16 protein-coding genes are annotated in these 16,223 nt (G+C 70.5%); 8 read left to right on the forward strand and 8 right to left on the reverse strand.

All coding sequences use genetic code 11. From position 1 onward, the window contains the following. Positions 1-486: 486 nt before the first annotated feature. The 3 genes from ACIRPT_RS21955 (at position 487) to ACIRPT_RS21965 (ending at position 3,548) form a co-directional block, all read left to right on the forward strand. Entirely contained in the window at positions 487-1,902 is a 1,416-nt protein-coding gene (locus tag ACIRPT_RS21955) for a DUF2252 domain-containing protein (protein ID WP_403829500.1), read from the forward strand. A 313-nt stretch (positions 1,903-2,215) separates the two neighbouring features. Further along, on the forward strand, positions 2,216-3,193 hold the full coding sequence (locus tag ACIRPT_RS21960) for a hypothetical protein (protein ID WP_403829502.1): 978 nt from the start codon (positions 2,216-2,218) through the stop codon (positions 3,191-3,193). Between the two features lie 10 nt (positions 3,194-3,203). Then, positions 3,204-3,548 (forward strand): rhodanese-like domain-containing protein, encoded by a 345-nt coding sequence (locus ACIRPT_RS21965; RefSeq protein ID WP_403499913.1) that lies wholly within the window; start codon positions 3,204-3,206, stop codon positions 3,546-3,548. Between the two features lie 182 nt (positions 3,549-3,730). On the opposite strand, the gene ACIRPT_RS21970 is transcribed toward ACIRPT_RS21965, so the two are convergent. The 6 genes from ACIRPT_RS21970 to paaA form a co-directional block, all read right to left on the reverse strand. Beyond that, positions 3,731-4,864, reverse strand: a complete 1,134-nt coding sequence (locus ACIRPT_RS21970) for an acyl-CoA dehydrogenase family protein (RefSeq protein ID WP_403829505.1) — start codon at positions 4,862-4,864, stop codon at positions 3,731-3,733. A 114-nt stretch (positions 4,865-4,978) separates the two neighbouring features. Continuing rightward, on the reverse strand, positions 4,979-6,031 hold the full coding sequence (gene paaE / locus ACIRPT_RS21975; RefSeq protein ID WP_403829508.1) for a 1,2-phenylacetyl-CoA epoxidase subunit PaaE: 1,053 nt from the start codon (positions 6,029-6,031) through the stop codon (positions 4,979-4,981). Then, entirely contained in the window at positions 6,031-6,537 is a 507-nt protein-coding gene (gene paaD / locus ACIRPT_RS21980) for a 1,2-phenylacetyl-CoA epoxidase subunit PaaD (RefSeq protein ID WP_403829511.1), read from the reverse strand. Before paaD ends, paaE begins: the two co-directional genes overlap by 1 nt. Further along, on the reverse strand, positions 6,531-7,247 hold the full coding sequence (paaC, locus tag ACIRPT_RS21985) for a 1,2-phenylacetyl-CoA epoxidase subunit PaaC (RefSeq protein ID WP_403829514.1): 717 nt from the start codon (positions 7,245-7,247) through the stop codon (positions 6,531-6,533). Before paaC ends, paaD begins: the two co-directional genes overlap by 7 nt. Further along, positions 7,244-7,582, reverse strand: a complete 339-nt coding sequence (gene paaB, locus ACIRPT_RS21990; protein ID WP_403829516.1) for a 1,2-phenylacetyl-CoA epoxidase subunit PaaB — start codon at positions 7,580-7,582, stop codon at positions 7,244-7,246. Before paaB ends, paaC begins: the two co-directional genes overlap by 4 nt. Beyond that, a complete protein-coding gene (gene paaA / locus ACIRPT_RS21995; RefSeq protein ID WP_403829518.1) occupies positions 7,579-8,529 on the reverse strand; it encodes a 1,2-phenylacetyl-CoA epoxidase subunit PaaA in 951 nt (316 codons plus the stop codon). Before paaA ends, paaB begins: the two co-directional genes overlap by 4 nt. A 177-nt stretch (positions 8,530-8,706) precedes the next feature. On the opposite strand from paaA, the gene ACIRPT_RS22000 reads away from it, so the two are divergent. The 3 genes from ACIRPT_RS22000 to ACIRPT_RS22010 are packed head-to-tail and all read left to right on the forward strand — an operon-like array spanning position 8,707 to position 11,386. After that, the gene (locus tag ACIRPT_RS22000; RefSeq protein WP_403829520.1) at positions 8,707-9,375 is read left to right on the forward strand and encodes a DUF5819 family protein; all 669 of its coding nucleotides are present in this window, start codon (positions 8,707-8,709) and stop codon (positions 9,373-9,375) included. An 8-nt stretch (positions 9,376-9,383) separates the two neighbouring features. Beyond that, entirely contained in the window at positions 9,384-10,700 is a 1,317-nt protein-coding gene (locus tag ACIRPT_RS22005) for an HTTM domain-containing protein (protein ID WP_403830003.1), read from the forward strand. Then, entirely contained in the window at positions 10,697-11,386 is a 690-nt protein-coding gene (locus ACIRPT_RS22010) for a TrmH family RNA methyltransferase (RefSeq protein WP_403829523.1), read from the forward strand. The genes ACIRPT_RS22005 and ACIRPT_RS22010 overlap by 4 nt, the downstream gene beginning before the upstream one ends. 62 nt (positions 11,387-11,448) lie before the next feature. Here ACIRPT_RS22010 and paaN read toward each other — a convergent pair whose 3' ends face one another. Continuing rightward, positions 11,449-13,161 (reverse strand): phenylacetic acid degradation protein PaaN, encoded by a 1,713-nt coding sequence (gene paaN / locus ACIRPT_RS22015; RefSeq protein ID WP_403829526.1) that lies wholly within the window; start codon positions 13,159-13,161, stop codon positions 11,449-11,451. A gap of 225 nt (positions 13,162-13,386) precedes the next feature. On the opposite strand from paaN, the gene ACIRPT_RS22020 reads away from it, so the two are divergent. After that, positions 13,387-14,907 (forward strand): 3-hydroxyacyl-CoA dehydrogenase, encoded by a 1,521-nt coding sequence (locus tag ACIRPT_RS22020; protein WP_403829528.1) that lies wholly within the window; start codon positions 13,387-13,389, stop codon positions 14,905-14,907. A gap of 2 nt (positions 14,908-14,909) precedes the next feature. Next, positions 14,910-15,500, forward strand: coding sequence for a TetR/AcrR family transcriptional regulator (locus ACIRPT_RS22025; protein WP_403499941.1), 591 nt, complete (start codon positions 14,910-14,912; stop codon positions 15,498-15,500). A 51-nt stretch (positions 15,501-15,551) separates the two neighbouring features. Here the strand turns inward: ACIRPT_RS22025 and ACIRPT_RS22030 are convergent, their stop codons facing one another. Continuing rightward, the gene (locus ACIRPT_RS22030) at positions 15,552-16,070 is read right to left on the reverse strand and encodes an Lrp/AsnC family transcriptional regulator (protein WP_403499944.1); all 519 of its coding nucleotides are present in this window, start codon (positions 16,068-16,070) and stop codon (positions 15,552-15,554) included. Between the last annotated feature and the right edge of the window lie 153 nt (positions 16,071-16,223).

A 16,223-nucleotide genomic window follows, 5' to 3' on the forward strand; every position in this document is an offset into this window, starting at 1 on the left:
GTTGGGGGTCGTCGGTGCCTGGACCCGGGTCCCGGGTCCCGGGTCCCGGGTTCCGGGACCCGGCACTTGGCCGTTGGCCGTTGGCCTGAATTGAGCGGCTGGCTCCCTGCCCGGTGGGGGCGCCTGACCGGACGTTGCGTCAGCTGGCTCGACGCCACCTCTTCTTGATGGCTCTCCGCCCCGCTTCCGCCCCGTGCACCTTCGGCTTCTCCGGCAACTACCCGGTGGGACTTGCCCGTCGAGCGGCCCTCGGGCAGTGGGCAACTCTGGCGTCCTGACCTCGTATTTCAGCGGATTAGATCTCCTTGTTCACCTTCCTTCGCGCCCCTCCCGTGCTTTTTGCCCCTCATATTTCAGGCCCCCACACAGAGTTATCCACAGGCCCTGCCGGACCGCGGACAGTGTCGGTACCGTCATGGGCGAACGAGACGGAACCGGCCGGTCAGGCCGGACGGAAGCGGGTCGTGAAGGGGGAGGTGGCGCGCGATGTCGCGTGTGCCGTACGTATCGGGGTTTGCGAAGGTGGACGCGCAGGGAGCGTCGCCCAAGGCCGCCGGCCGGGCGCTGCGCGAGCGGCTGCCGCGTTCCGAGCAGGCCGCGCTGTCGAGCGCGGCCGGGCGGCCGGACGCGGTGGCGGCGGTCGAGGAGTCCAATGCCGGACGGCTGCCGGAGCTGACGCCCATACGGGTCGGGCGGATGGCTGCCAGTCCCTTCGCCTTTCTGCGCGGTTCCGCGGGCTTGATGGGGTACGACCTCACGGCCACTCCTGTTACCGGCATAGGCGCACAGATCTGCGGGGATGCCCACGCCGCCAACTTCGGCCTCTACGCGGATGCCCGCGGCGGCCTCGTCATCGATCTCAATGACTTCGATGAGACCGTGTACGGGCCGTGGGAGTGGGACGTCAAGCGGCTCGCGACGTCGCTGGTGCTGGCGGGACGCGAGGCGGGGGTAGGGGAGGACGGCTGCGGCAAGGCGGCGCAGGACGCGGCGGGCGCGTATCGGCGCACGATGCGGCTGCTGGCGAAGCTGCCGGTGACCGAGGCGTGGAACGCGATCGCGGACGAGGAGTTGGTCTCGCACACCGACGCCCGTGATCTGCTGGGCACGCTGGAGCGGGTCGCAGCCAAGGCGCGCAAGAACACCAGCGCGCGGTTCGCGGCGAAGGCTACGGAGCGGCGGCCGGACGGCGGCCGGCAGTTCGTGGACGCGCCGCCGGTGCTGCGGCGAATACCGGATGCGGAAGCGGCGGCGGTGGCTTCCTCGCTCGCCGGCTATCTGGAGACGCTCCCTGAGGACCGGCTGCCCCTGCTGGCAAGGTACGCCGTCCACGATGTGGCCTTCCGGGTGGTCGGGACGGGCAGCGTGGGCCTGCGCTCGTATGTGGTGCTGCTGCTTGATCACCGGGGCGAGCCGCTCGTGCTGCAGGTGAAGGAAGCGCGAGGTTCGGTGCTGGCGCCGTTCGTGGAGAAGGCCGGCTTTCCGGTTCCGTCGGTGGCGCACGAGGGGCGCCGGGTGGTGCGAGGACAGCGGCGGATGCAGGTCGTAAGTGACACGTTGTTGGGCTGGACGACGGTGCAGGACCTGGCGGGGATCGGAGAGCAGGAGGGGCTGCCGTTCCAGGTTCGACAGTTCAGGAATCGCAAGGGCAGCGTGGATCCGGCGCAGCTCACCGGAGACCAGCTGGACGACTACGCACGGATGACCGGTGCACTGCTGGCGAGGGCGCATGCGCACAGCGTCGACCCGCGGCTGGTGGCTGGGTACTGCGGCAAGGGGGAGGAGCTGGACGAGGCGGTGGTGGCGTTCGCGGTGGCGTATGCGGACCGTACGGAAGCGGATCACGCGGAACTGGTGGCGGCGGTCAAGAGCGGCCGGATAGCCGCGGAGATGGGGGTATGACGAGGACGGGCCGGATCTGACGGTGATCTGCTGCGGGCTTTGACGTCGGTCTGCGGTGGGGTTGCTGGGGCGGGCCGCTCGGGGCGGGCGGCTGCGCGGGGGTACCCGGGCGGGGTGCGGGCGACGGCTGCGGCGATGGGGGCGGGCGGCGGAAGGGGCGCGGGGGCGAGGGTAGGGGTGTGGGTGGGCGAGGGGTGGGGCGGGGGGGAGGGGGAAGGGGAGCCGGGGCGGACCGCCAGGGGGCCAGGTGTTCTCCCCCACCCCCCACCTGTCTACGGAGCCCCCGCGTCCCCATGGGCCGTACGCTGACCGAGTGACGAACTCGCACGCGGAGAACGCGCAGGACGGCCAGGACCGATCGGACGCACTGGGTGCGCCCGGCGCACCGGGCACCCCCGGCGCCTCGGCCGGCCCACAGGCACCGGAGGATCAGGCCGCCCCGCGGACGCCCGAGGCCCCTGCCGGCCCGCAGGCGGCCGACGCTCCCGGTGGCGAGCGGGGCGATCACGCGGCTCAGGACGAGGCCACCCGGCGCCTGGCGAAGGCCGTGCTGGCGGCTGAGCAGGCGCTGATCGAGTTCGAGATTGCGGTGGAGACGTTCCGGGTGGAGGTGGAGAACTTCTCCCGGCTGCATCACCAGCGGCTCGGCCCCATGTATGCGCGGCTGGACGAGCTGGATGCACAGATCGCCGAGGCCGTGGCGGCACGTACGGGTGACCCCGAGGACATCCGTAAGGCCAAGGAGGCGCGGGCTTCCGTGTTGCCGATGCCCGATGTGGAGGAGTTGTTCCACGGCTGGATGGGCTCGGACGGGCTGTTCCCCGAGGCGCAGGCGATGCTGACCGAGCAGCCGGTGCAGCCGCCGCAGAAGGTGCGGCCGAGCGAGGAGACCCGCAAGGTCTACCGCGATCTGGTGCGCAAGGCTCACCCGGACCTGGCGCGGGACGATGCGGAGCGGGCCCGGCGGGATGCGTTCATTGCGCAGGTCAATGCGGCGTATGGGCGGGGTGACGAGGCGGCGCTGCGGCAGCTGGCGCAGGAGTGGGCGGCCGGTCCCGCGCCGGCCGAGGAGCGGCTGAGCGAGAGCGAGGAGCTTTACGCCCGGCTGGAGTGGCTGGCCCAGCGCAAGGAGCTGCTGGCCGCCGTCGCGGCGGAGCTCGAGGAGAGCGCGATCGGGGCGATGATCAAGATGGCGCCGCAGGATCCGGACGCGCTGTTGGACGAGATCGCCGAGAAGCTGCTCGCCGACGTCGCGGAACGCGAGGCGTATCTCGCGCAGCTGGTCGGGTAGCGTCGAGAGCATGCATATTGGTTCTCTGCCCACGATCGGTGTCGACGCTCTCACGTCCGAGGACTTCCTCCTGGACGTGCGCGAGGACGACGAATGGGAGGCCGGGCACGCCGAGGGTGCTCTGCACATCCCGATGAGCGAATTCGTTGCCCGTTACGGGGAGTTGACCGAGGCGGCTCCCGAAGGCGGCAAGGTGTATGTCCTGTGCCGGGTCGGCGGGCGTTCGGCTCAGGTGGCGCAGTATCTGATCCAGCAGGGCATCGACGCCGTGAACGTCGAGGGCGGCATGCAGGCGTGGGAAGCCACCGGACGTCCCGTGTCCGACGGCAAGGGCGGCACCGGCGCGGTCGTCTGATGTGCTCGGCCGGCGGCCCCGGCCGAGCGGACTCCGCTGAGTAATCCGGACAGCAGGACCCCGGCTGAGCTGGTCGTTCGCGGCTCGCTCGCCTCGCGGTCCGCTTTCTTGGAGATCCCCTCGTCCCCCCGCGATCGGCTTCGCGGGCCGCGGGCGGCTCCCTTCCCTTCCCCTTCCTCCCCTCAGCTCAGCGGGTGCGCGGCCAGAAGATCGCCGAGCGCCTCCTCGTGGGCGGCGGCCGGGCCCAGGGAGAGCTCGAGCTGTTTGGCCCAGGCGTGGTAGCGGTGGAGTGGGTAGTCGGTGTCGGCGCCGAAGCCGCCGTGCAGATGCTGGGCGGTCTGGACGACGCGTCGTACGCCGTCGGCGGCCCAGATCTTGGCGACCGCGACATCGCCCGCGGGCGGCAGCGCGCCGGCCGCGCCGGTGGTGATGCGCCATGCGGCCTGCCAGAGGGTGGCTTCCATGGCCCGCAGGTCGATGAAGCGGTCGGCGGTCTGGACGGCGACGGCCTGGAAGGTGGCCACGGGGTGGCCGAACTGTTCGCGTTTGCTCGTGTAGTCGCTGGTCATGGCGAGGACTCGTTCGCCGAGGCCTAGGGCGAGCGCGCAGGTGCCGGTGGTCAGGACATGGCGGAGTGTCTCCCAGGCAGCGGGATCGGTGATCGTTTCCCGGGGGCTGAGGCGTACGGAATCCAGCCGGACCTCGGCGTAGCGTTCGCCGCTGGTGGAGAACTGGTCCTCGAGGGCGAGTCCGGGGTGGGCACGGGGGACGAGGGCGAGGACGGCGTGGCCGTCGCGGGTGTGTGCCGGGAGCAGGATCCGGTCGGCGGTCTGGGCCCAGGGGACGGCGGTCTGGGTACCGTCGAGTATCCAGTCGGTGCCGTCCCGGCGGGCGGTCACGGCGAGTTCGGCGGGGTCGTGTCCGGTGCTGCCGCCGGCGGCCACCGTGATGACGAGGTCGCCCGTGGCGATGCCTGGCAGCACCTCGGCGCGGAGATCACCGGCCGCGTGTTTCTGGAGGGTGTACGCGGCGGCGGTGGATTCCAGCAGTGGTACGCGTGCCAGCACCTTGGCCGCTTCGCGCAGTACGAGGCAGAGGGCGATCGGGTCGAGGCCCGCGCCGCCGTGTTCGGGGCCGATCAGCAGGCTCAGGAGATCGGCGTCGGCGAGCTTGTGCCACAGCGGGCGGTCGAAGTCGTCGGCGACGGCTCCTGGGGTGAGCGCCGGGCTGGGCACGCTGTCGGGAGTGACGCCGGAGAAGACGGCCCGGGCCGCTTCGAGGGCGGCTTGCTGCTCCTCGGTGAAGGTGAAGTCCACGGTTCTGTCCTCCCGCGCGGCGCATTGACCTGACGGAGCGTCAAGGTAGAACAGGTTACAGGAATTGGGAATGGCGGGGCGGGAAATGTCCTCGGGCGGGTGGGGCGGCCGGTGTCAGCGGTCGAAGTCCAGCTCGACCTTTTCCGTGACCGGGTGTGACTGGCAGGCCAGCACATATCCGGCGTCCACCTCTTCCGCCTCCAGCGCGAAATTGCGGTCCATACGTATCTCGCCGGACACCAGATACGCCCGGCAGGTGCCGCACACGCCGCCCTTGCACGCGTACGGTGCGTCCGCGCGGTTGCGCAGCACCGCCTCCAGCAGCGATTCGCCCTGCTGCACGGACCAGCTGCCGGAGCGCCCGTCGAGCGTGGCGGTCACCGTGCTGTGCGTGGGTGCGGACGCGGCAGGGGTCAGAGGCGCGGTTGTGGTGCCGTTCTCGATGTGGAAGATCTCTTCGTGGATGCGTCCGCGGGGGACCTCGAGCGCGCGAAGTGCCCGTTCGGCGCCCTGGACCAGGCCGTAGGGGCCGCACAGGAACCAGCCGTCGACCGAGTCGATGGTCAGCAACGTGGGCAGCAGCGCACGCAGCCGCTCTTCGTCCAGCCGTCCGGATGGCAGACCCGCCTGCTGCTCCTCGCGGGAGAGGGTCTGGATCAGCTGGAAGCGCTCCGGATAGCGGTCCTTGAGGTCGGCCACCTCTTCCAGGAACATCGTCGAGGCCGCCGTGCGGTCGCTGCGGATCAGGCAGAAGCGGGCGTCGGGCTGCCGGGCGAGCAGGGTGGTGACGATGGAGAGCACGGGGGTGATGCCGCTGCCGCCGACGATTCCGACGAAGTGGCCCGGGCGGGGTGCGAGGGTGAACCGGCCGGCCGGGGCCATGACCTCGACGGTGTCGCCGGCGGTGAGTTCTTTGAGGGCGTAGGTGGAGAACGCGCCGTCCTCGACGAGGCGGATGCCCACGCGCAGTACGGGATCGTCGGTGGCCGGAGCGCAGATGGAGTAGGTGCGGCGGATCTCCTGGCCGTCGACCGATCTGCGCAGCGCGATGTGCTGGCCTGGGGTGTGCCGGAAGGTCTCGCGCAGTTCCGGCGGGACCGTGAACGTGACGGCCACCGCGTCGTCCGTGAGCCGCTGGACCTCCCGGACCTGGAGCGGGTGGAACATCACAACTCCTTGAAGTGGTCGAAGGGTTCGCGGCAGGCCTCGCAGCGGCGCAGTGCCTTGCATGCCGTGGAGGAGAAGCGGCTGAGCAGGGTGGTGTCGGTGGATCCGCAGTGCGGGCAGCGGATCGTCAGGTCGACGGTGATGGGCCCGCTTGCCGGTCCGGTGGGGCGCGGTGGGGCGATGCCGAATTCGGCGAGCTTGCGGCGGCCCTCGGCGGTGATGGCGTCCGTGGTCCAGGGCGGGGCCAGGACCGTACGGACCTCGACCTCGGGGATGCCGTTCTCGTGCAGTACCCGCTCTATGTCGGCGGACATCGCCTCGATGGCGGGGCAGCCGGTGTAGGTGGGCGTGAGCTGTACTTCGGCGCGGTCCGGGGCCGTCAGCCGTAGGCCGCGCAGCACTCCGAGCTCGGCGAGGGTGAGCACCGGTAGCTCGGGGTCGGGCACGGATCCGGCCAGTGCCAGCAGCTTCTCTTCGAGGGCGGTGAGGGCGGTGGTGGTCACCATGTCGCTCCCGGGTGGCTGCGGTGCAGATGCTGCATCTCGGCGAGCATCCGCCCGAACGGTTCGGTGTGCAGGCCCTGGCGGCCCGCGCCCGCGGTCCAGGCGCCGCGCTGCGGGCCCTGCGGGACGGTGAGCGTGGCGCGTCCCAGCAGCTCGGTGATGCGGGTGGTCCAGGCGTCGTGCAGCGCGGGCCAGGGCACGTCCAGGCCTTCGACCGGTTCGAAGAGCTCGCCGGTGAAGCGCCACAGGGCGTCCAGGCCGCGCTGCATACGGGCGTGGCTCTCGTCGGTGCCGTCGCCCAGTCGCAGGGTCCACTGTTCGGCGTGGTCGCGGTGGTAGGCGATTTCTTTGACGGCCTTCGCGGCCAGTGGCGCCAGGTCGCTCTCGCCCGTGGCGAGGTGATCGAACAGCAGTTGCTGGTAGCTGGAGAAGTAGAGCTGGCGGGCGATGGTGTGGGCGAAGTCGCCATTGGGCTGTTCGACGAGCTGGAGGTTGCGGAACTGGCGCTCCTCGCGCAGATAGGCCAGTTCGTCCTCGTCGCCGGTCAGGGAGAGCAGGATGCGGGCCTGGCCGAGCAGGTCCAGGGCGATGTTGGCCAGTGCGACCTCCTCCTCCAGGACGGGGGCGTGGCCGGCCCACTCGCCCAGGCGGTGGGAGAGGATCAGCGCGTCGTCCCCGAGGGCCAGGGCCGGGGTGAGGGTGAGGTTCGTCAAAGGTGATGCACCCCGTCCGGGATCTCGTAGAAGGTCGGGTGGCGGTAGGGCTTGTCGCCGGCCGGTTCGAAGAAGGAGTCCTTCTCGTCCGGTGAGGAGGCGGTGACCTGGGCGGAGGGCACCACCCAGATGGAGACGCCCTCCGAGCGGCGGGTGTAGAGATCGCGGGCGTTGCGCAGCGCCATGGCGGCGTCCGGCGCGTGCAGGCTGCCGGCGTGGGTGTGGGAGAGGCCGCGGCGGCTGCGTACGAAGACCTCCCACAGGGGCCATTCGGCGGACCGGATGCCGTCTGCCGCGTCGGCTGCGGGGGTGTCGGCGGGGCGTGGTGTGGTCATCGGTCGGCCTTTCCGTGCTTGGCCGCGTGTGCGGCGGCCGCCTCGCGGACCCAGGCGCCGTCCTCGTGCGCCTGTCGCCTGCGGCTGATCCGCTGTTCGTTGCAGGGGCCGTTGCCCTTGAGGACTTCCCGGAACTCGGCCCAGTCGATGGGGCCGAAGTCCCAGTGGCCGCGCTCGCCGTTCCACGTCAGGTCCGGGTCGGGGAGCGTGAGCCCGAGGACCTCGGCCTGCGGGACGCAGATGTCGACGAAGCGCTGGCGCAGCTCGTCGTTGGAGTGCCGTTTGATCTTCCAGGCCATGGACTGTGCGGAGTGCGCCGATTCGTCGTCCGGCGGGCCGAACATCATCAGTGAGGGCCACCACCAGCGGTCGACCGCGTCCTGTGCCATGGCGTGCTGGGCTTCGGTGCCGCGGCTGAGGGCGAGGAGGAGTTCGTAGCCCTGGCGCTGGTGGAAGGACTCCTCCTTGCAGATGCGGACCATGGCGCGGGCGTAGGGGCCGTAGGAGCAGCGGCACAGCGGGACCTGGTTCGTGATCGCCGCGCCGTCCACCAGCCAGCCGATGGCGCCGACGTCGGCCCAGGTCAGGGTCGGGTAGTTGAAGATCGAGGAGTACTTCTGGCGGCCGGTGTGCAGCTTGTCGAGGAGCTCGTCGCGGCCCGTGCCGAGGGTTTCGGCGGCGCTGTAGAGGTAGAGGCCGTGGCCGGCTTCGTCCTGGACCTTGGCCATGAGGATCGCCTTGCGGCGCAGTGACGGCGCGCGGGTGATCCAGTTGGCTTCCGGCTGCATGCCGATGATCTCGGAGTGGGCGTGTTGCGCTATTTGGCGTACGAGGGATGAGCGGTAGGCGTCCGGCATCCAGTCGCGCGGTTCGATGCGTTCGTCCGCGGCCACGGTGGCGTCGAAGACGGCTTCGAGTGCCGATTCTTCCGGCGCGATCGTCGTCATGTGGTGCCCCCTCGCTCCCGACCGACCGATCGTTCGGTTCAATGGTGGGTGGGCGGGCCGCGGGTGTCAACCCTGAGAAAACTCAGGGGAGGGTGTGCCGGGTGCTGCCACGTAGGTACCGTTCCGTGGCGGAGTCGGCGGAGTGTCAGCCGAGTGGATTCTGGGAACGGGGCGGGAATGCAGTCATATGGGGACGAAACGCGGCCACCCACCGCGCTCTCGCTGCCCTCACGGATCGTCGTGGGCGTAGCGGCCAGCGCGGGCGCCGTGATCGTCGCGATCCATCTGGCCATGATGTTCCTGCACGTGGCACCGCAGAACACGCTCAGCAAGCAGCGAGGCGACCTGATCAGCGACTACGTCTACCCCGAGTACGAGCAGAACTGGAAGCTGTTCGCGCCCAACCCGCTCCAGCAGAACATAGACGTCGAGGTCCGCGCCCAGCTGCGCGGCGCGGACGGCAAGCCGCGGACCACCGGCTGGACCGACCTGACCGCCCGCGACGGAGCCGGCATCCTCCACAACCCGGTCCCCAGCCACACCCAGCAGAACATGCTGCGCCGCGGCTGGGAGTTCTTCCTCAACTCGCACACCGCGCAGAACAACCCCGTCGGCATGCGCGGTGAGCTGTCCGAGCGTTATGTCCGGCGCATCGTGATGTACCGCATGGGCGCCGAATGGGGCGCGGACGGCCGCGTCGAGCGGGTGCAGGTGCGCTCGGTGACCACGGCCGTCAGCCCGCCGCCGTGGAGCACGGAGAAGGTCAGCGACAAGCCCATGTACCGGATGCTGCCCTGGTGGCAGGTCACCGCGGCCGACCTGCCCAAGGGGGCGACGAACAAGTGACGTCACCGATGCCGCAGCCGCCGGCCACCGAGCCTCAGGCGCCTCCCGCGCCCCAGCAGTCCCCCGCCCCCGAGCCGCCCCTGGAAGAGACCCGCATAGAGCGTGCCATCGGCCGCGGCTTCGCGCAGGTCACCGGCCGGGCGATGGCCCCGTACCAGACCGCCGTCATCCGCATCGGGTTCTCCGCGACGTGGCTGTTGTTCCTGCTGCGGGAGTGGCCCAACCGCCATGCCCTCTACGGTCCCGACAGCCCCTTCAGCCTGGACATGGCCCGCCGGCTGCTCAACGGCAACCACGCCTTTTCGCTGCTGCCCTGGTCGGACAGCAGCGGCTGGTTCGAGTGCGTCTACCTGCTGGGCATAGTGGCCAGTGCCCTGCTGATGCTGGGCTGGCGCACCCGCACCATGTCGGTGCTCTTCATGATCGGCGTGCTCTCGCTGCAGAACCGCAGCATCTTCCTGGGGGACGGCGGCGACAACGTCATCCACCTGATGTCGATGTATCTCGTGCTCACCCGCTGCGGCCAGGTGTGGTCCCTGGACGCGCGCCGCGCCAAGCGGGCAGCGGCGACGCCGTCGGAAGAGCCCGGCCGTGACCTGCCCGGCATCCTGCTGTGGACCGTTCTCGGCCTCGCCCTGGCCGTGGGCCAGCTGCTCGGCAAGTACAGCCTCACGTGGTTCGGCGACGGGCCCTTCCCGCACATCGGCTGGAGCCTGGCGCTGTGGGGCCTGTGGGCGGCGCACGGCCTGTGGTGGGCGGTGCGGCGGTACGCGCCGGGGGAGCCGCGCACTGTCCTGGACATGCTCGCCAAGCTCGCGCACAACGGCGCACTGCTGGTGATCATGGTCGAGGTGTGCCTGATCTACGCCACCGCCGGCTGGTACAAGATCCAGGGTTCGCGCTGGCAGGACGGCACCGCGGTCTTCTACCCGATGCACCTGGACTACTTCTCCCCCTGGCCGGATCTGTCGCAGGTGCTCGGCAGCAGCGGCCTGATGGTCATGCTGCTCACCTACGGCACGGTCATCGTCCAGGTGGCCTTCCCCTTCACCCTCTTCAACCGCCGTCTGAAGAACGTGCTGCTGGTCGCGATGATCTGCGAGCACCTGTCCATCGCGGTCCTGCTGGGGCTGCCGTTCTTCTCCCTCGCGATGATCGCGGCGGATGCGGTCTTCCTGCCGACGAACTTCCTGACCTGGCTTTCCGCCCGGATCTCGGATCTGCGCAAGCGTCTGTTCGGCCGGGACGGCGCACCCGTGCCCGAGGACGGCGAGCCGGAGGCCCGTACCCACAGCGACGGCGATGGCCATACCCTCGTGGGGTGAGTAGCGAGAAAACCGCCCCGGGCGGCGAGATCACCGCCCCGGGCGCGGAGCCCCTCCAGTACGACGAGGGCTTCGGGCCCAAGATCGGCGTCGGCCCGCACCCGGAGCCCTGGCCGCAGGACAGCCGCTACGACCCCGAGCTGCTCGCGCACGGCGACCGCCGCAACGTTGTCGACGAGTACCGCTACTGGACGCGTGAGGCGATCGTCGCCGACCTCGACACCCGTCGTCACGACTTCCATGTGGCCGTCGAGAACTGGGGCCACGACTTCAACATCGGTTCGGTCGTGCGGACCGCGAATGCGTTCCTGGCCAAGGAGATCCACATCGTCGGGCAGCGCCGCTGGAACCGCCGCGGCGCCATGGTCACCGACCGCTACCAGCACGTCCGCCACCACCCGGACACCGCCGACCTCACCGCCTGGGCGGCCGCCGAGGAGCTGCCGATCATCGGGATCGACAATCTCCCCGGCGCCGTTCCGCTGGAGACGACCGAGCTGCCGCGCCGCTGCGTGCTGCTCTTCGGCCAGGAGGGGCCGGGGCTGACCGAAGAGGCGCGCCGGCACGCCTCCCTGGTCTGCTCCATCGCGCAGTTCGGCTCGACCCGGTCGATCAACGCGGGCGCCGCGGCCGCCATCGCGATGCACTCCTGGATCGGCCGCCACGCCCGTATCGACGCCCCCTGACGGCCCTGCGGCCTCCTGATGGCCTTACCGCCGCCCGACGGTCCTAGAGCCTCCCGACGGTCCTACGCCGGCCGGCGCACCTCCACCGTCCGGAAGCGGTTCGCCACGAAAGCGCCGTCGCACAACGCCGCATTGGCCGCAGGGTTGCCGCCGGAGCCGTGGAAGTCGGAGAACGCCGCCGTCTGGTTCACATACACGCCACCGGTGAGGTTGAGCGACAGCTGGGCGCACTCCTCCAGGCAGGCGTCCTGCACCAGGCGCTCCACCTCGGCGTCGGTGGTGTACGCGCCGACCGTCATGGCGCCCTTGTCCCGTACGGTGCGCCGCAGCAGCTCCACCGCGGCGGCCGCCGAGTCGACGGCGACCGCGAAGGACACGGGGCCGAAGCACTCCGACAGATAGGCCGCCTCGGCGTCCGGCTTGGCGCCGTCCAGCTTGACGATCACCGGCGTACGGACCGTGGCCCCCGGGAAGTCGGGGTTGGCCACCTCGCGGGAGGCCAGCGCCACCTCGCCCAGCCCGGACGCGGCGTCGATCCGCTCCTTGACCTGCGGATTGACGATCGCGCCCAGCAGGGCATTGGCCCGCGCGTCATCTCCCAGCAGCCCGCTCACCGCGCCCGCGAGATCGCCGACCACCTCGTCGTACGACTTCGGCCCGGCGTCCGTGGTGATCCCGTCGCGCGGGATCAGCAGATTCTGCGGGGTGGTGCACATCTGGCCGCTGTAGAGCGACAGGGAGAACGCCAGGTTGGCGAGCATGCCCTTGTAGTCGTCGGTGGAGTCGATGACGACGGTGTTGACGCCGGCCTTCTCCGTGAAGACCTGCGCCTGGCGGGCGTGCGTCTCCAGCCAGTCGCCGAAGGCGGTCGAGCCCGTGTAGTCGATGATGCGGACCTCGGGGCGCACCGCCAGCGTCTTGGCCAGGCCCTCGCCCGGCTTGTCGACGGCCAGGCACACCAGGTCGGCGGGGAAGCCGGCCTCGGTGAGCACTTCGCGCGCGACCCGGACGGTCAGCGCCAGCGGCAGTACGGCCCGCGGATGCGGCTTGACCAGCACCGGGTTGCCGGTGGCCAGCGAGGCGAACAGGCCCGGATAGCCGTTCCAGGTGGGGAAGGTGTTGCAGCCGATCATCAGGGCGACGCCACGCGGCACGGCCGTGAACGACTTGGTCAGCTCCAGCGGCTCGCGCTTGCCCTGAGGCTTGGACCAGGGCGCCTGTCCGGGGGTGCGGACCTGCTCGGCGTAGGCGTACGCCACCGCCTCCAGGCCGCGGTCCTGGGCATGGGGCCCACCGGCCTGGAACGCCATCATGAAGGCCTGGCCGCTGGTGTGCATCACGGCCTGCGCGAACTCATGGGTGCGCGCGCTGATCCGCGCGAGGATCTCCAGGCACACCGCCGCCCGCACCTCGGGACCGGCGTCCCGCCAGGCGGGGATCGCGGCGCGCATGGCGGGCAGCAGGACGTCCACGTCCGGGTGCGGATAGCTGATGCCCAGCTCCGGGCCGTACGGGGAGACCTCCTCGCCCGTCCAGTCGTCCGTGCCGGGCTGGTCCAGCGCGAAGCGTTTGCCGCGCAGCGCCTCGAACGCGGCCAGGCCGTCCGGGGCGCCGCTCTCGCCGTACGCCTTGGGGTGCTCGGGGTGCGGGGACCAGTACGCGCGGGTACGGATCGCCTCGAGCGCCTTGTCGAGGGTGGGGCGGTGCCTGTCGAGCAACTGCTCTGCGGTCAGTTGCGCCGGGGCCGGTTGCGCTGCGGTCACTTCGGTGGCCATCGATGACCAACTCCTCGTCGAGCCGGGCGGAAAGCGGATGAGGCGGTGAGATCGGAACCAGAGACGGAGATCGGAACCAGAGACTGGGATCGGGACCAAGGCCGGAGACCGAAGCCGAGGGCTGGGAGCGGATGTCCCAACGGAGTTAGAGTAACCGAACGATCGGTCGGGGCAAGAGGGTCCCGTATGTCTGTGGACAACTCGGGTCGGGGAGGATCAATCGCCATGACGGCAATCGGGACCGGCAGCACGGTGGCAGTGGTGGGCACCGGCACCATGGGGCAGGGAATCGCGCAGGTGGCGCTCGTCGCCGGGCACCGCGTACGGCTCTACGACGCGGCCCCGGAGCGCGCCCGGCAGGCGGCCGAGGCCATCGGCCGGCGGCTGGACCGGCTCGCGGAAAAAGGCCGGATCGCATCGGAGGAACGGAACGCCGCTCGCGACCGCCTCTCCCCCGCCGCCTCCCTCGCCGAGCTGGCCGACGCCGCGCTGGTCGTCGAGGCGATCCTGGAACAACTCCCCGCGAAACAAGAGCTGTTCACCGCGCTTGAGGACATCGTGGCGGCCGACTGCCTGCTGGCCACGAACACCTCGTCCCTCTCCGTCACCGCCGTCGCGGGCCCGCTGCGCCACCCCGGCCGCGTCGTGGGCCTGCACTTCTTCAACCCCGCGCCGCTACTCCCTCTGGTCGAGGTCATCAGCGGCTTCGCCACCGACGAGACGGCCGCCACCACTGCGTACGACACCGCGGCCGCCTGGGGCAAGACCCCGGTGCGCTGTGCGGACACCCCCGGATTCATCGTCAACCGCATCGCCCGCCCCTTCTACGCCGAGGCCCTGCGCGTCTACGAGGAGCGGGTCGCCGATCCCGCCACCATCGACGCCGTACTGCGCGACGGCAGCGGCTTCAGGATGGGCCCGTTCGAGCTGACCGACCTCATCGGGCAGGACGTGAACGAGGCGGTCACCCACTCGGTGTGGACGTCGTTCTTCCAGGACCCGAAGTTCGCGCCCTCTCTGGCGCAGCGGCGCCTGGTGGAGGCCGGGCTGCACGGCCGGAAGTCCGGGCGTGGCTGGTTCGACTACGCCGAGGGGGCGCAGCGCCCCGCCCCGCAGACGGCCGCGCCGTGTCCCGCCCCGGAGGCCGTCGGCCTGCACGGGCAGCCGGCCGGCCCCGCCGCCGTGCTGCCCGAGCTGATCGAGGAGGCCGGCATCAAGGTCACCCAGGACCGGGCGGCGGGGGAGTCCGAGGGCTTCCTCCGGCTGCCCGGCGGGGCGCGCCTCGCGCTGACCGACGGCCGTCCGGCGATGAGCGCGGCGCACGGCCGCTGCATCCGGTTCGACCTCTCGATGGACTACCGGGCCGCGACGCGGATCGCGCTGGCCGCTCCCCAGGGCACCTCCGAGACGGACCTCGCGGAGGCGGTGGGGCTCTTCCAGGCGCTCGGCAAAGAGGTGAGCGTCATCGAGGACGTGCCGGGCATGATCGTCGCCCGTACGATCGCGATGATCGTGGACTTCGCCGTGGATGCGGCGGCCCGCAAGGTGGCGACGCCGGACGACATCGACACCGCGATGCGACTGGGCGTGAATTACCCCGGTGGCCCCATGGAATGGGCCGAGCGACTCGGCGCCAGATGGGTGTGGGATCTGCTGGATGCGATGTACCACCACAATGCCGGTGGCCGTTACGCACCGTCCTGGGCCCTCAGGCGCCGTGCGGACCTGGCGGGACAGGTGCTCTAATCATGACCATGGCCAAGCGCGACACGTACACGCCCGATTCGCTGCTCGCGGTCGCCGTCGGGGTGTTCAACGAGCGCGGATATGACGGCACCTCCATGGAGCACCTCTCCAAGGCGGCCGGTATCTCCAAGTCCTCGATCTATCACCATGTGCGCAGCAAGGAAGAGCTGCTCCACCGGGCGATAAGCCGCGCCCTGGACGGGCTGTTCGGCGTCCTGGAGGAGCCGGGCGCCGTCGAGGGGCGGGCGATCGAGCGGCTGGAGTACGTCACCCGGCGTGAGGCCGAGGTGCTGATGGATGAACTGCCCTATGTGACGCTGCTGTTGCGGGTGCGCGGGAACACCGACACCGAGCGGTGGGCCATGGAGCGCCGCCGCGAGTTCGACCACGAGGTCGCCGACCTGCTCAAGCAGGCGGCCGCCGACGGAGATCTGCGGGACGACGTCGACATCCGGCTGGCCACCCGCCTGCTCTTCGGCATGATCAACTCGATCGTGGAGTGGTACCGGCCCGGCCGCGGCGGCTCGGCGAGCCGGGACGAGGTGGCCGAGGGCGTGGTGCGGACGGCGTTCGCGGGGCTGCGCAAGAACTGAGGGGCGGCCGGGGCGTACGGGCCGGTCGGTGCCCGTGGGACGGCCCGCGCGCTACTCCTCCTCCGGCCCCAGTTCGGTCTCCTCGAAGACCAGCAGGGTGCGGGTGCTGAGCACCTCCGGGATCGACTGGATGCGAGTGAGGACCAGCTCCCGCAGCTCCCGGTTGTCCTTGGTGTGGACCAGTAGCAGTACGTCGAAATCGCCGCTGACCAGCGCGATGTGAGACGCCCCGGGAAGCGCCGTGAGCTGTTTGCGCACGGTCCGCCAGGAGTTCTGCACGATCTTCAGTGTGATGTATGCGGAGGCGCCCTGGCCTGCGCGTTCCTGGTCTATGAGGGCGCTGAAGCCGCGTATGACGCCGTCGTCGATGAGCCGGTTGATGCGGGCGTAGGCGTTGGCCCGCGAGACATGGACCTGCTCGGCGACGGAGCGTATCGAGGCGCGGCCGTCGGTCTGCAGCATGCGCAGGATCGCGCGGTCGACCGTGTCCAGCGGGCGCGCGGGCGGTACGGGCGGGGCGGCATCCGGCGACGGCCGGCCGCCAGGATTGGCCATCTGTTCGTCCCGCATATGGTCCCGCCTCCCCGTTGTGGACGTCCTGCATTCATCTCAAGCTGTGGAGAACCGTTTGTCCACAGGCTGAGTCCGCCTGTAGCCAAAATGCATTGGCGACCGAACAATCGGTAGGGAGGGGCTGTCCCGCCCCGACCGGATGCATCCTGC

This window comes from Streptomyces sp. NPDC101227 (assembly GCF_044767545.1).
Classification (GTDB): domain Bacteria; phylum Actinomycetota; class Actinomycetes; order Streptomycetales; family Streptomycetaceae; genus Streptomyces.